This window comes from Dactylosporangium sp. CS-033363 (genome assembly GCF_050942475.1).
Taxonomy (GTDB): Bacteria; Actinomycetota; Actinomycetes; order Mycobacteriales; family Micromonosporaceae; genus Dactylosporangium.
Map to the genome: position 1 here is coordinate 3,463,829 of NZ_CP192032.1, position 14,872 is coordinate 3,478,700.

Annotated in this window: 10 protein-coding genes; 6 read left to right on the forward strand and 4 right to left on the reverse strand. The window is 70.8% G+C overall.

Features of this window, described 5'->3' with window-relative positions; translation table 11 throughout:
* The first annotated feature begins 27 nt into the window (after positions 1–27).
* The 4 genes from ACQPZ4_RS16050 to ACQPZ4_RS16065 all read left to right on the forward strand — a co-directional run bounded on the left by ACQPZ4_RS16050 (position 28) and on the right by ACQPZ4_RS16065 (position 5,917).
* Positions 28–1,350 (forward strand): acyltransferase family protein, encoded by a 1,323-nt coding sequence (locus tag ACQPZ4_RS16050; RefSeq protein ID WP_433061167.1) that lies wholly within the window; start codon positions 28–30, stop codon positions 1,348–1,350.
* Positions 1,351–1,665: 315 nt separating this feature from the next.
* Complete coding sequence (locus ACQPZ4_RS16055) at positions 1,666–2,304, forward strand: hypothetical protein (RefSeq protein ID WP_433061170.1); 639 nt, start codon at positions 1,666–1,668, stop codon at positions 2,302–2,304.
* Positions 2,301–3,563: a type III PLP-dependent enzyme gene (locus ACQPZ4_RS16060; protein ID WP_433061173.1), complete on the forward strand. Its 1,263-nt coding sequence runs from the start codon at positions 2,301–2,303 to the stop codon at positions 3,561–3,563. Before ACQPZ4_RS16055 ends, ACQPZ4_RS16060 begins: the two co-directional genes overlap by 4 nt.
* Positions 3,560–5,917 (forward strand): putative bifunctional diguanylate cyclase/phosphodiesterase, encoded by a 2,358-nt coding sequence (locus ACQPZ4_RS16065; RefSeq protein WP_433061176.1) that lies wholly within the window; start codon positions 3,560–3,562, stop codon positions 5,915–5,917. Before ACQPZ4_RS16060 ends, ACQPZ4_RS16065 begins: the two co-directional genes overlap by 4 nt.
* 69 nt (positions 5,918–5,986) lie before the next feature.
* On the opposite strand, the gene ACQPZ4_RS16070 is transcribed toward ACQPZ4_RS16065, so the two are convergent.
* Entirely contained in the window at positions 5,987–7,267 is a 1,281-nt protein-coding gene (locus ACQPZ4_RS16070) for a multidrug effflux MFS transporter (protein WP_433061178.1), read from the reverse strand.
* A 236-nt stretch (positions 7,268–7,503) separates the two neighbouring features.
* Between ACQPZ4_RS16070 and ACQPZ4_RS16075 the strand changes: the two genes are divergently transcribed.
* Positions 7,504–7,995 carry a nucleoside deaminase gene (locus tag ACQPZ4_RS16075; RefSeq protein WP_433061181.1) on the forward strand — a complete coding sequence of 164 codons (492 nt, stop codon included), beginning with the start codon at positions 7,504–7,506 and terminating at the stop codon, positions 7,993–7,995.
* Positions 7,996–8,001: 6 nt separating this feature from the next.
* On the opposite strand, the gene ACQPZ4_RS16080 is transcribed toward ACQPZ4_RS16075, so the two are convergent.
* From ACQPZ4_RS16080 to ACQPZ4_RS16090, 3 genes are all read right to left on the reverse strand, one after another.
* Positions 8,002–8,424 (reverse strand): hypothetical protein, encoded by a 423-nt coding sequence (locus tag ACQPZ4_RS16080; protein ID WP_433061184.1) that lies wholly within the window; start codon positions 8,422–8,424, stop codon positions 8,002–8,004.
* A gap of 47 nt (positions 8,425–8,471) precedes the next feature.
* Positions 8,472–9,476 (reverse strand): NAD(P)-dependent alcohol dehydrogenase, encoded by a 1,005-nt coding sequence (locus ACQPZ4_RS16085; protein ID WP_433061187.1) that lies wholly within the window; start codon positions 9,474–9,476, stop codon positions 8,472–8,474.
* A 217-nt stretch (positions 9,477–9,693) separates the two neighbouring features.
* On the reverse strand, positions 9,694–10,818 hold the full coding sequence (locus ACQPZ4_RS16090; protein ID WP_433061189.1) for a sensor histidine kinase: 1,125 nt from the start codon (positions 10,816–10,818) through the stop codon (positions 9,694–9,696).
* Positions 10,819–10,978: 160 nt separating this feature from the next.
* Between ACQPZ4_RS16090 and ACQPZ4_RS16095 the strand changes: the two genes are divergently transcribed.
* Positions 10,979–14,854 carry an Hsp70 family protein gene (locus ACQPZ4_RS16095; protein ID WP_433061192.1) on the forward strand — a complete coding sequence of 1,292 codons (3,876 nt, stop codon included), beginning with the start codon at positions 10,979–10,981 and terminating at the stop codon, positions 14,852–14,854.
* The last annotated feature ends 18 nt before the right edge of the window (positions 14,855–14,872 follow it).

Here is a 14,872-nt window from a genome sequence, read left to right on the forward strand (position 1 = left end):
GGCAATGATTCCGCTGAATGCCGCGGCATGAGCGCCGTCGTCCCGGAGTCGGCCGCGCAGCTGGCCGCCGCGACGCCGGATCGTCGGGACCGGTATGTCGACCTGATTCGGGTCGTGTCCATCTGCGCGGTCATTGTCGGGCACTGGCTGCTCGCGATGGTCACGCTGTACGGGGCCGGCGAGCTCCCGTTCCGCCTGCCGTTCCAGATCATCACCTGGGTGCTGCAGGTCATGCCGCTGTTCTTCGCCGTCGGCGGATTCGCGCACTCGATGACGCTCGCATCGCTGCGGCGCAAGGGCGGATCGCTCGGTGACTTCTATCGTTCGCGCACTGCGCGTCTGCTGCCGCCTGTGCTCGTATTGCTCGGCGTATGGGCGGTTCTGGCCGGTGTGCTCGAGGCGGGCGGCTGGGAGCAGGGGCCGGTCGGACTGGCCGTCGACCGCGTGACGACGCCGCTGTGGTTCATCGGTGTGTACCTCATGGTCGTGCTGTTCGCGCCGCTCATGGAATTCGCGCACCGGCGGTTGGGCTGGGGCGTGCTCGCACTGCTCGCCGTGCTCGCGATCGGCTTCGATCTGCTCGAGTTCCGCTACGGCCAGCTCTGGGCGGGCGTGGTGAACCTCGTCATCATCTGGCTGGCAATTCACCAACTGGGATTCTTCTGGGCCGATGGTGTACTGAGCCGAGGCTGGATCCCGGCCGTCTGCGCGGTTGTCGGCATCGGGGCGGCAGTGGCGGTGACCTATGGCGCGCACTGGTATCCGGTGCTGATGGTCGGTCTTCCGGGCAGCCCGGCGTCGAACATGGCCCCGCCGAACATGGCGTTGTTCGCGTACGCGATCGGTCAGATCGGTCTGGTTCTGCTCGTTTGCGCACCGGCCGAACGATGGCTGCGCCGCGCGCGGGTGTGGCTGACCGTGGTGTACGGCAACGGCGTCGTGATGACCCTGTTCTGCTGGCACCTGTCGGCGGTCTTCGTCGTGCAGGGCGTGCTGCTGCTGGTCGGCGTCAAACCGCCGGCCGCCGGTACCGGTGGATGGTGGGCCATTCTGCCGCTGTGGATTCTCGCCTGCGCGGTGCCGCTGGCCGGGCTCGTCGCGCTGTTCCGCCGGGCCGAGCGCATCCCCGGTCCGTCCGCCGGAGGGGGCGGCGCGGTGATTGCCGCGCTCGGCGTGGTGCTCGCCGGTGTCGGCATCTTCGTGGTGTCGCAGGTCGGATTCGACGGGCTCTTCCTCGGCAAGCCGGAAGAGGTGAACGGCGTGACGCTGGCGGCCTGGATGGGCGTCGCCGGGCTGCTCGCCGGCCTGGTGCTATTGCGTATCGGCGGCGGCCGCGCGGCGAACGCTTAAAACGCTCTTAACAGATCTCGGATAATTTCGGGACCCGGAATCGGGCCCCGTTCGGACCATGTGCGTCGGCCGAAAGTACGACTTGCGCAGCGAACGGATCCTGCTGACCAGCGTCTATGTATGGAACGTGAGACTCCTTCGCCGAATCCCTTCATGGCGGGGAGGTGGCGCGGTGGAAAACTACAGAAAGTAGTGACCGGCATCGTTTTGTAGATATCGAACCCCCGTGATAGCTTTCCCCGCGGCAATGAGGCAGGCAATCCAACCCTGGGCGCGGTCGCGTGTGGGGCCGGCTCGAACGGGGCGAGCAGAGGGATGGCGACCGAAGCCATTGGCATGCGTCAACGATGGCGCCAGAAATTGTGGGTGTGGGCCCGCCGTTACGTTCCGGCGGAAATTGCCGGCACCATCTGTGCATTTATCGGCACCGCTGTCATTTACGGCATGTTCACCGATCGCGTGCTGGCCGCGGTGGCCGGCACGGTGGGCGAGATCGTCGGATTCTACGGGCTGATCGCGACTGTCGAATGGCGCCGGGAACGCGCTCGCGGCTACGGGCTGCGGCGCACCACGACCTCGACCGCGCGCCTGCTGGTGGCCGAATTCGGGGTGATCGAGGTGCTCGACTCGACGATCCTGCGGCCATTCTTCATGTACCTCGGGCCCGGCATCACCGGCGGCATGGGCTCCGGCACGCTGCTCGGCAAGCTCATGGCCGACGTCGCCTTCTACGGCGTGGCGATCGTCAGCTACGAGCTGATCCGCCGCCGGCGCAAGGAGCGGTTCGCCGCCGAGGAGGACACCGTCGAGCTCACCCGGCGCGTGGAGGACGAGATCACGCAGCCGATTCCGCTGCAGCCTGGCCCGGTGCGCATTCCCGCGCAGCGCAAGGCCGGACCGCGCGCCAAAGCGCGCAAGGGGCTGCCGGCCCGCACCGTGCGGAGTTCCGCATGAGCGCGCCGCGGCTCGTCATGGACCTGGCGCGGGTCGGCGCGGCGTACCGGACCATGCGCGCGGCCCTGCCGGACGTCGCTGTGCACTATGCGATGAAGTGCAACCCGCATCCGCGCGTGATCGCGCACCTTGCGGCGCTCGGCTGCGGCTTCGAGATCGCCTCGGCGGCCGAACTCGAGCAGCTCCTCGCCATCGGGGTGCCCCCGCGCGAGGTGCTGTTCAGCAATCCGGTCAAGCCCGAGACGCACATCGCGCGGGCGTTCGCGGCGGGCGTGCACCGGTTCGCCTTCGATTCCGTCGACGAACTGCACAAGTTGCGCAGATCCGCGCACGGTTCGTCCGTGTACGTGCGGCTGGCGGTGCCCGATCTGCACAGCGAGGTGCCGAGTGAGGGCAAGTTCGGGGTGGACCTCGACAGCGCCGCCCAGCTGCTGCTGACCGCCCGTGACCTGGGGCTCGACCCGCACGGCGTGACCTTTCACGTCGGCTCGCAGATGATGCATCCGCGCGCGTGGGCGCAGCCGCTGGAGATGGTGGGCGAGCTGATGGACAAGCTGCTCGCCGAGGACGTTCGTGTGCGGCTGGTTGACCTGGGGGGCGGCTTTCCCGCGCGGTACCAGGGAGAACCGCCTCCGCTCGAGGACTATGCGGCGGTCATCGAGGCCGGTCTGGCCGCGCTGCCGTATGCCGTGCATTCGGTCATCGAGCCCGGGCGCGCCCTGGTCGCCGAGGCCGGCACGCTGATCGCGAACGTCATCGGGGTCGCCGACCGGATGGGCAGGCGCTGGGTGCACCTGGACGTCGGCGCGTTCAACGCGCTGATGGAGAGCCTGGAGACCGGCAACCAGCTGCGCTTCCCGGTCCGCGACGAGCTCGGCGGCCCGCAGCTGCGGCGCTGCCAGCTGACCGGGCCGACCTGCGACAGCCAGGACACGATCCTCTTCGATGTCGAGCTGTCGGAGGGGCTGGCGACCGGCGATCGCGTGCATCTCGGCAGCGCCGGCGCATACACCACCGTCTACGCATCGAGCTTCAACGGCTTCGAGCCGCCGGTCGTGGACGTTCTCGACGCTCTCGACGGCGCGCAGCCGTCGGCCGTGGACGTTCATGACGCTTCCGACGGCGCTCAGCTGTCGGACGTGGACGTTCATGACGCTTCCGACGGCGCGCAGCCGTCGGGCGTGGACGTTCTTGACGCTTTCGACGGCGTTCAGCCGCCGGTCGTGCACATTCGAACACAAGCGGGGGATCTGCAATGACGCGCAGCCATGCGGCCGAGCCCGACGTCGAGGTGGACGCCGACCTGGCGGTTCTCGGTTCGCCGGTGTACCGCGGGGTGAAAACGGTCGTCGCCAGTCTGGGCGTCATCTACGCGCTCAGCACCCTGTTCCCGATGGGCGGGGAACGCCCGGCGCTGCTGGACACCTGGTTCTACTCGGCGGTGCTGATCGCCACGTCGCTGCTGGCCCTGGCCCGGCCCGTCCTCGTCCGGCGCAACCGGCTGGCCTGGGCCTTCGTCGGCGGCGGGGTCGCGTCCTGGGCCGCCGGCGACATCTACTGGCAGGCCAGCTTCACCGACGTCGATGCCAACGCGATCCCGGTGCCGTCGCTCGCGGACGTGTTCTACGTCGGGCTGTATCCGCTCGCGTACATCGGTTTCATTCTGCTCGCTCGCGCATCGGTCCGCCGCCTGCCCGCGTCCGTCTGGCTGGACGGTGTGGTCACGTCGCTCGCGGCCGGCGCGGCGTTCTCGGCGTTCACGCTCAACAGCCTGCTCGACGGCAACGCGGGCAAGCCGTTCGCGGCGACCGTCACCAGCCTGTCGTACCCGATCGGCGACCTCATCCTCATGGTCGTCGCGGTCGCGGCGCTGGCGATGGTCCGGTGGCGCAACGACCCGGTCTGGTGGATGGCCGGCCTCGGCGCCGCCGCGTTCACGGTGGCCGACACCGCCTATCTGTTCGGCCTCGCGGACAACTCCTACACCGACGGGAGCTGGGTCGACGGGACCTGGATGATCGGCCTGACCATGATGGCCCTCGCCGGCTCCGTGTACCGCCGCCGCGCGATCGACGAGGTGCGCGGATTCGCGGCCCTGCTCGTACCGATCCTGTTCTCGTTGTGCGCGCTCGTGGTGCTCATCGTGGGCACGTTCGTGCACCTGCACCCGTTCACCATCGTCATGGCCAGTGCGTGTCTGCTCGCCGCCGGGGCGCGCACGGCGCTCACGTTCGAGCAGACCCGCGAGCTCACTCGCACACGGCGCGAGGCGGCCACGGACGAACTGAGCGGATTGGGCAACCGGCGGGTGCTCGATTCGGCGCTTCCGAGCATGCTCGAGGAACTGCCGCAGGGCGCGGTGCTGCCGCTCACCATCGTCGCCGTCGACCATTTGCATGAAATGAACCGCATTCTCGGGTACACCGCCGGCGACATGATCCTGAACACCGTCGGTAACCGGCTCCAGCAGGCGCTGCCCCCGGAGGCGGTCGCCGTGCGGCTCGGCGGGGCCGAGATCGCCATCCTGCGCACGGTCTCCGCCGGCACCGCCGACAGCATCGCGCGCGACACCGAGCTGCTGTTGCGCAGCCTCGCCGCGCCGGTCCCGGCCGGCCCGGTGCCGGTGCAGATCGAGCTCAGCGCCGGGGTGGCGTTCGCGCCCATGCACGCCACGAACTCGGCCGAACTCATCCGGTGCGCGGCCGACGCCCTGCACGAGGCCAAGTCGGCCCGCTCCGAGGTGGAGATCTACGACCCCGGGCACCGTGGCGACGTCGGCTCCCACCTGCTGCCGGACCTGCTCCGGGCGGTCGAGCAGGAGCAGTTCTTCGTGTACTACCAGCCGAAGGTCGACCTCAGCACCCGCCGCCCGGTCGCGCTGGAGGCCCTGCTGCGGTGGCGGCACCCGGTCCACGGCTGGATCGAGCCGGAGGTGCTGCAGCGCCTCGCCGTGCAGGTCGGCCTGACCCGCCAGCTCACCCGCTTCCTGCTGCGCACCGCGCTCGAAAGTTGCGCCGGCTGGCGGCGGCAGGGCTTCGAGCTGGGCGTGGCGTGCGACGTGTCCGCGGCGGACGTGCTCGACTCCCGGTTGCCCTACGACGTCGCGAAAATGGTCAACAAGCTCATCGTCCCGCCCTCGGCCCTCACCCTGGAGATCGCCGAGGACGTCATGCTGATCGATGCCCGCCGCACGGAGACCGCACTTGGCCAGTTCCGCCATTTCGGTGTACGACTGGCGCTCGATCACTACGGCCGCTCGGCACCCTCGCTTGCGCGTTTGCGCAGCATGCCCGTGGACGAGTTGAAGCTGGACCCGGCGTTCGCGGCGCCGATGGTGAACAGCCCGCAGGACGCGGTCGTCATCCGCTCGACGGTCGAACTTGCGCGTTCGCTCGGCATCACGGTCGTCGCGGAGGGCGTCGACTCGCGCGAGATGGTGGACGCGGTGACGCTGTCCGGATGCGCGGGTGTGCAGGGCGTGCTGCCGGGCGAGCCGATGAGCGTCGAGGTGTTGCGCACCTGGCTGAGTTCGCTCGGCCCGGCCGGGGAGCAGCGGACGCCTGGTCAGCGGCGTCCTGAGGAGCCGACGTACAGCGGGCGCGGAATGCGCTAGCCGGTTGTGTTCGCTTCGCGCAACGGGCGCCGCTGCTGCGGCGCCCGTTGTTGCGCTGTGCGCGTTTGGTCAGTGCGCGACCGCGACGACGGGCTCGAGGCTTTCCGCCGGCAGGTGCTGCGGGCGGACAATCAGCCAGAGCACCAGGGCCGCCGACGTCATGCCGCCGAAGACCACGATCGCCATCGCCTCCGCGCCGATGCCCAGGACGCCGACCAGCGGGGCGGCCAGCGCGCCGACGCCGAACTGGACCGCGCCGAGGAGGGCGGCGGCGGTACCGGCGGCCTCACCGTGGCGGGACAGCGCCAGCGCCGGGGCGTTGGGCATGGCCAGGCCGACTGTCGCGAGCACCGTCCACAGCGGGATGACCACGCCGAGCAGGCCGCCCGTGCCGGTGGCGGCGAGCACGAGCAGCACCGCGCCGGAGGCTACCCCGGCGATGAGCGCTCCGGTCAGGATGCGCTGCGGCGACCACCAGCGCAGCAGACGTACATTGAGCTGCGTCGCGCCGATCAGGCCGATCGCGCCGCCGGCGAAGACGAATGCGAACTGCTGCTCGCTCATGCCGTACTCGTCCTGGAACACGAAGCTCGAACCGCTCACGTACGCGATGAGCGCGCCCATGCCGAGACCGGCGACGAGAATGAGCCCGACGTACACGCGGTCGGCGAACAAACGGCCATAATCGCGCAGCGTGCCCGCCACGCCGCCGGAGCGCCGGCGGTCGACGGGGAGCGTCTCGGGCAGCGCGAGTGCCGTGGCGGTGAGGATGGCGGAACCGGCCACGGCCAGTACGACGAAAACACCCCGCCACTCGGTGAGCCGCAGGACCAGACCGCCGACCGTGGGCGCCAGGATCGGGGCGACGCCGACGACGAGCATCAGTCGCGACAACAAACGCGCAGCGGCGAGCCCGCGGAACAGGTCGCGCACGACCGCCATGGCCACGACCGACGCCGCGGCGGCGCCGAGCCCCTGCAGCACGCGCAGCGTTCCGAGCACGGCCAGGTTCGGCGCGAACACGCACACCACGGACGCGAGAACGTGCACACCGATCCCGGCGAGCAGCGGTACCCGCCGCCCGAGCGCATCGGACAGCGGCCCGACGATCAGCTGCCCGATCGCCAGCCCGGCGAGCGTCCCGGTGAGCGTCAGCTGCACCGCCGCGGCGGTCGCGTGCAGATCACTGGTGATCGTCGGCAGCGACGGCAGGTACATGTCGATCGTGAGCGGACCAAGGGCGGTCAGGAAGCCCAGGAGCAGCACCAGGCGGAAGCGGCGCCACGGAGGGAGCAGCTCACCGGGTGAGGTCCGGGCGTCGGATCGGGTCGTCGTCAGGGTCTCGGCCACAGCTGATGACAAGGCATGCCGCCTCCGCCCTCTTCCCCTGTACCGCGAAAGGTAACGCCCGTCACTCCCGCCGCCCACTGCCGCCACCTGCGTTCGCTCGTTGTTCGTCTGTCCATCCTTGTGCTCGGAGCGCGTCTGCGCAGTTCGTTTTTGCGCGGTCCCGTTCCCCGCTTCTCCGCCGCGAAAGGTCACGACCGTCACGCTGCCGGCCGGTAAGGTCGGGGCAGGAGGCGTTCATGACAACCGTGACGTCAGGCTCGATCACTCCGGCGGATGAGGCCAACCTCGAGCGGGCGGTGGTCCTGGCCTGGGAGGCCCGCGACCGCGGCGATCACCCGTTCGGCGCCCTGCTGGTGACCGCGGACGGCGCGGTGCTCGAGGCGCTCAACAGCGTCGTCACCGGCGCCGACCCGACCGGCCACGCCGAGACCAACCTGGTCCGCCTGGCCGGCAAACTGGAACGGGCGGTGCTGGCCGGCAGCACCCTGTACACGAGCACCGAGCCGTGCGCGATGTGCTCCGGCGCGATCTACTGGTCCGGCATCGGCCGCGTCGTGTTCGCCCTCTCCGAGCAGGAGCTGGCCCGGATGGTCGCCGAGGAGGAGGGCATCCCGCCGCTGAGCCTGCCCGCCTTCGAGGTGTTCGCCCGCGGCGGCCGCCCGATCAGGCTCGACGGCCCGGTCCCGCTCCCGAGCGCCGTCGCCGTGCACCAGGGCTTCTGGACCTGAGCATCGTCAAGCTCCACCTCGGCCGGTCGTGGTCGCACCGGTCATTGCGCGTATGCGAGCGTGCGCCAGCACCACCATCAGCGGCGTGACGAGTGCGGCGCCGGCCAGTACGAGGGACTGGATGCGCTGCTGGCGCGCTTCGGTCTGGAGCTGCTCGTAGGTGGCCCGGCGCTCGATCGTGCCGGTCCCGTTCGCTCGGACGCACTCGTCGCCTGGGCCGATCAGGACGCTGTGCTCGCTTGGGTTCGTTTCGAAGCACGCCAGTCGCGTCGGGGTGAGCTTCCAGTCGACCCGGCCCCAGTCCACGTCGAACCAGGAGCCCTGGACGCAGGCGTCGGTCGGGCAGTACTCCCGGACCGGCACCTCCCACCCCGCGCGGATGATGAGCGCTCCGGCGACGAGCCCGACGAACAGCGCAGCGATCACCATCAACGTTCGCATACCGTACTGACGCTCAGCCGGCGTTGTCGGTTCCGTCAGACCGTGATGACGACTTTTGCGCGGGCGTGGTCGAGCTCCAGGTAGCGGATGGCGTCGGCGGCCTTCTCCAGCGGGAACGTGCGGTCGACGGCCGGGGTGATGTCGCCGGATTCGAGGTGGTGGCGGAGGGTGGCCAGGGCCTGCGGGTTCGGCGCGATGTTGATGAGCGGGATGACGCGCTTGTCGCCGAAACGCGCGGCCAGTTGTGCGCGAATGACCAGCGCCATCGGGCCGAAGACCGTCGGGCGGCCGCCGCCGGAGACGCCGCCTCCGCCGAGGACCAGGCGGCCGTCGGGCTTCACGGCGCGCAGCAGGTCGCCCAGGGCGTGGTTGCCGACGAGGTCCAGGACGACGTCGTACCGCTCGCCGGCCTGCGTGAAGTTGTCCCGTTTGTAGTCGATGACGTCATCGGCGCCCAGCTCCGTGACCAGGCCGAGGTTGCGCGTGCTGCACACTCCGGTGACCGTTGCGCCAAAAGCCTTCGCCACTTGTACCGCGAACGTGCCGACCCCGCCGGAAGCGCCGTTGATGAGGATCGTCTCGCCCGGTCGGAGCTTGGCGAAGTCGCGCAGGGCGAGCAAGGCCGTGGTGCCGGCGAGCGGTACCGCCGCGGCCTGTTCGAATGTGAGCCCGGCCGGCTTGCGCTCCAGGAAGCCGAGCGGCACCGCCACGAGCTCGGCGAACGTGCCGTCGGCCTCGCGCAGGTCGCCGTACACCTCGTCGCCTGGCTCGAAGGTCGTCACGCCGGGGCCGACGGCCTCGACGACGCCGGCGAAGTCGCTGCCGCGCACTGCGCGTCTGGGGCCGCGCGGGCCGAAGTTGGACGGCATCATGAGCCGCGCCAGGTAGGGGTCGCCGCGCATGACGTGCCAGTCGCGCGCATTGACCGCCGCCGCGCGAACGCGCACGAGCACCTCGCCCTCGCCGGCCGCGGGCGGGTCGATGTCGATGAGCCGCAGCTCCTCCGCGGAGCCGTACCGTTCCTGAACGATCGCCTTCATGCCATCGATGCTCGGCTGCTGCGCGCTTGTGTTCATCGGCACATGGGCCGCGGCTCTCCCGTACTTTCGGCGGCCCCCGGTACGACCAGCTCGCCCTCGCCCTCGCGATCGTCGCGAAACGAACACGAACGCACCGTTCCGACTGCGCGATGCGCCACGGCCGGGCGCGAGTACGGCACGAATGCACCGCCGCCGTTCCTCGCGTGCCGCGGACCAGTCAAGCGCGGGGGAGGACGGCGGTCACCATCCAGCCGCGGACGGGGGCCGGGCCGGCCTCGCAGGTACCGCCGACCAGGCCTGCGCGTTCCATCATGCCGAGGAGGCCGAATCCGCTCGAATGTGACGCGCGCGCCGGGGCGGTTTCGCCGTCGTCGGTGACTCGCAGGCGTACCGCGGCGTCGTCGGCCACCACGCTCACCTCGATGCGCGTCGCGTTGCGGGCGTGGCGGCGGGCGTTGGTGACCGACTCCTGGGCCAGGCGGAACAGGGCCGTGCCGATCGGGGCCGGCAGGTCCGCGACGTCGCCGCGGATGTCCACGTCGACCGACGGGCCGACGCGGTGCTGCGCGGCCAGGTTGTGCAGGTCGGACAGGCCCGGCGTGGGTGCGAGCTCGGCCGGCTCGTCGGTGCGCAGCACGCGCACGATGCCGCGCATCTCGGCCAGGGCGCGCGTCGCCTCGGACTCGATGAGGCGCAGTGCGTCGGTGGCGGCGTCCGGGTTGAAGGGGGCCGTGGCCAGGCCGGCCTGGGCGCGGATGATCATTGCCGACACGTGGTGGGCGACCGTGTCGTGCAGGTCGCGCGCGAGGCGCTCACGTTCGAGCAGTTTCACCTGATCGAATTCGCGGTTGCGGGCGCGCACGCGGTACCGCACGGCCGCACCCAGCGCGGTCACCGCGAACAGGACGCCGACGCCGCCGATGGTGTCGTTCGGTCCCGAATGGCCCAGGATCAGCGAGAACGCCAGCTTGGCGACGATGATGCTCGCGCCCAGGATCGTCTGGCGGCCGGAGCCCCAGCGCGACAGGGCGTACCCGAGGAACAGCACGAACACGAACGCGTTCAGGCCCAGGTCGAGCCCGGTCGCCAGCGGCGCCAGGCCGCACGCGCCGAACGCCAGCCCGACGGCGAGCAGCGGCCGCGTGCGCCGGATCAGCAGCGTCGGGAGCACGAGGAGGGCGACGATCCCCGCGTACCAGCGGAAGGGCAGCCCCGGCCGCAGCATGACCTCGAGCCCGACCGCGAGCGCGAAACCGCAGACGAGCACCCAGTCCCGCCACACCCGCCTGGGGGCGTCGGCCGGGCCGGGCTCTTCCCAGAACGAGCGCAGTCGAGCCAGCATCCCCCTCATGGTATGGGCGGTGCGGCCGGGACGTATCCGACCAAAGTACGAGGGCGATTTGTCCGGCGGACGCACGGCCGTCCGGTTGTCGCGCAACGTACGCATCCGTCCTCGCCGTTCTGTGGCCTTTGGCCTGCTTTGTTCGTATTAACTGGTAGTCGTGGGGGGATACCACCTGGGGATCGACTTCGGCACCGCCCGCACCGCCGCGGTGCTGGTCCGGCCGGACGGACGGCGCGAGCTGCTGCTGCTCGAGCCGTCCGCGGTGTGCCTGGACAACGCGCCCCACTTCGTCGCCGGGCCGGCGGCGTGCGCGGCGGGGGAGGAGAGCCCGGACCGCTTCGAGCCGTACCCGCGCCGCACGATCGACAAGGGCTCCGTCGTCCTGGGCGGCGTCGAGTGCCCGGTGCGCAGTTTGTTCGCCGCGGTGTTCACGCACGTCGCTTCGGTCGCGCGCAAAACGGTCGGCGGCCCGGTGTCGAGTGTCGCCATCGCGCATCCCGCGCACTGGCACCGGCCGCAGACGCAGGTGCTCGAAAAGGCGGCGGCGCTCGTCGGATTGCGTCCGCTCCGTCTGGTACCCGAACCCGCCGCCGCCGCGCTGCACGCCGACGAGCAGGGGGTTTTGCCGCTGCCGGACGGTACCGCGGCGGTGGTTCTGGATCTTGGGGCGGGCTCCGTCGACGCTTCCGTCGTGCAGCGAACGGGTCGCTCGGTGAGCGTTCTGGCATCGGCGAGCCTCCCCGAGGCGGGCGGACTGGCCCTGGACGCCGCGATGCTGACCCATCTGGGCAGCACGTTCGCGCGGCGCAAGGTGTGGCGCTGGAACCCTGACCGCGCGTTGCTCGACGGCGCTCGCGCCGGCCGCGAGGAGCTGACCAGCGCGAAGTCGACCACGATCCCGGTGCCGTGGTCAGCCTCGGGGATGACGCTCACGCGCACCGAGTTCGACAACCTCGCCCGGCCGGTGCTCGAACGCGCAATCCACACTGTCGCTTCGCTCGTCGCCGGGGCCGCCGTGCCGCAGCTGCAGGGCGTGCTCCTGACCGGCGGACTCGCGCGCACGCCCCTCGTCACCGAGCTGCTCGTCGACATCCTCGGCGTTCTGCCGGTACTCCTCGATGGCCCGATCCTCGCCGAAGGCGCCCTGCTCGCGGAGCCGTCGCCGGTGCCGCGCCGCCCCCGCCCGCCCGTCGCCGAACGGCCGGTGTCCCCGGCGTCGGCGTCCCCGGCGTCCCCGGCCGGTCCTCGTGTGGACCCGAACGAGCTGTGGGCCGCGCTGCAACAACAGTCACCTGACGCCGCGCGATCGGTGTCACCCGCGCAATTTCGCACCACCGACCCGGCCGCGGCCGGGTCGACCTGGGCCGCTTCGGCTTCGGCGGGCGCACAGGCCGCGGCGTCCTGGGCGGCGGATGCCGCGCGAGGCGCTCGACCGGCCGGCGCTTCCACGGGCATGGCCTCATCCTCGCGCGGCGCGCAGCAGGGTGCGGGTGGCGCTCAGCCGGGCATGGGTGCGGGTGCGCGCGGCGGACAGTCGGGTGCGGGTGCGCGCGGCGGACAGTCGGGTGCGGCCGCGCGTGATGGGCAGCTGGGCGCGGGTGCGCGTGATGGACAGCTGGGCGCGGGTGCGCGTGATGGGCAGCTGGGCGCGGGTGCGCGCGGTGGACAGTCGGGTGTGGCGGGTTCGGCTATCGGCGGATCGTTGGCGGCGGGGGCGGTACCGGAGGATCCGTGGGCCGCGCTACGGCGTGAGAGCGCGAGTGGGGGGCGGCCGTCGACTCCGTGGCGCACCGGGGCGGCCGCGGCGTCCGCTCCGGCCTCGGCGGCGCCTGCTTCGGAGCCGCCGGCCACGCGACGGCCGGGCCGGGCGCTGTACGACGCTCGCGCGGCGGCGGCTCCGGCTCCCGTTGCGCCGCCTCCGGTGGCTCCAGCGCCGGTCGCCCCGGCTCCGGCGGTCGCCACGTCCCAGCCGGCTCCGGTGCGGCCGAAGCAGCTGGAACCGTGGGAGATCCGGGCCGAGCTGTGGGCCCTGGGACAGGACAAGCCGTGGCGCTTCGAAAAGGAACTGCGGGCCATCCGGGCCGAGTTCCGGGCGGCGGAGATCGAGTCGCGTACCCTCCGCGCCGACCTGGTGTCGATCGCCAATGAGGTGATGCAGCTCCGCAGCGAGATGGACCTGGCCGAGACCGACCTGAACGCGGCCGGTGTCGGTCTGCGCTCGGCGAGCGCGGAGATGGACGTTTTCGAGGCCGAGCTCGACCTCGTGGTGACCAAGGTCCGTGCACTGCGCGAAAGCGAACAGTCCGAACGAACAGTCGCGCCGCCCCCGGTCGCACCGGCCGCCCCGATCCCGCCGGAGCCGGAACCCGTCGCTGATGCCGTCGAGCTCGAACCGGAACCCGTCGCTGTCGAGTCCGAACTCACTGCTGTCGAGCCCGAATCCGAACCGGATTCCGTCGCCGCTGCCGTCGAGCCCGAACCAGAACCCGTCGCCGTCGAACCCGAGCCGGAACCCGTCGCCGTCGAGTCCGAACTCACTGCCGTCGAGCCCGAATCCGCGCCGGAAGCCGAGTCCGAACCGGATTCCGTCGCAGTTGTCGTCGAGCCCGAACCCGAACCGGAAGCCGAATCTGAACCGGTTGCCGAGGTTTCCGAGCCAGAACCAGAGCCAGAGCCGGTTGTCGTCGTTTTCCAGCCGGAGCCAGAGCCGGTTGCCGTCGTTTTCCAACCGGAGCCGGAGCCGGAGCCGGTTGCCGAGGTTTCCGAGCCGGAGCCCGAGCCCGTTGCGGACGTTTCCGAGCCCGAGCCCGAACTGGTTTCCGAAGTTTCCGTGCCCGTGCCCGAACCGGTTTCCGAGGTTTCCGAGCCCGTTGCCGACGAGCCGGAGCTCGAACTGGTTGCGGAAGTTTCCGAGCCGGAGCCCGAAGCGCTTGAGGCAACGCAAGAACCCGAAGCCGAAGCAGACGACATCGAGTTCGAGCCGGCATCGGTCGAAGTCGAACTGGACGTCGAGCCGGAATCGTCCGTCGCCGCGGTGGACGACGATGTGGAGCCGATTGCCGCCGCGGCCGAGCCCGAAGCGATTGCCGCAGCGACCGAGGTTGAGCCGGAGTCGGTTGAGCTGGCGGCTGATGACGAGCCCGAATCGGTTGAGGCGGATTCCGGGGACGGGCGCGAGGAGGAGACGGCACAGGCGGTACAAGAGGAGCTGTTTGTTCCTTGGGGGTCCGTTTCCGGCAGCGAGGCCGTCGAGGACTCCGATCTGCTCGCCACCCTGCGCGCCATCAGCGATCCGCAGGCGGAGCCGGGCGCCGATGTCGATATCGACGCGTTCCTTGCGCAATTGCGCGCGAATGTGCAGCAGCCCGCTGACGATGTCGAGGCCGAGCCGGCCGCGGCGGTGAGTGGGGAGGAGAGCCGGGCCGGGACCGCGACCCGGGTCGAGGCCGAGCCGGACGCCGAGGACTTCGGGGCGCTTGTTCGAGTCGTGCGGCGGTACATGCAATCCGCGCGCAAAGGAGCGCTCGCCGATCCGCTGGAGGACGGCGCCGACGCGGACGCCGACGCCGAGCCGCCGTTGTCGGATGTGGCCGTTTCGCCGGCGCCGCGGTTTCCGGCGCCGAAGCTCACCTTGGCCGATCGCTCGCGCAATGATGCGCGGACGAGGTGGCGGTGGGAACGGAGCCGCCCCAAGGCGAAACCGGACACGCAGACGCGGCCGCGGGCGCATCGGCGCAAGCGGTTGAGTCCGCCGGTGAGCGCCGCGCTCACATTGTTTGTCGCTTTGGTGGCGCTCGGCTCGGGGACGGTCGTCGCGCTCAAGATGACCGGGTCGCTGCCGGAACGGCAGTTCGAAGTCGGGAAGTGCGTGGCGCAGACGGCCGATCGTGCGACCGTGGTGGACTGCGATGCGCGCGGGGCGTTCGAAATCACCAAGCAGATCCCGAAGGCCGAGCGGTGCCCGGAGGTGAATCAGCCGTTCGTCATCAAGGACGGTGCGCAGTTCTGTTTGGTTCCGGTCACTCGGCGCTGATGGTCTTGCCCATGCCGG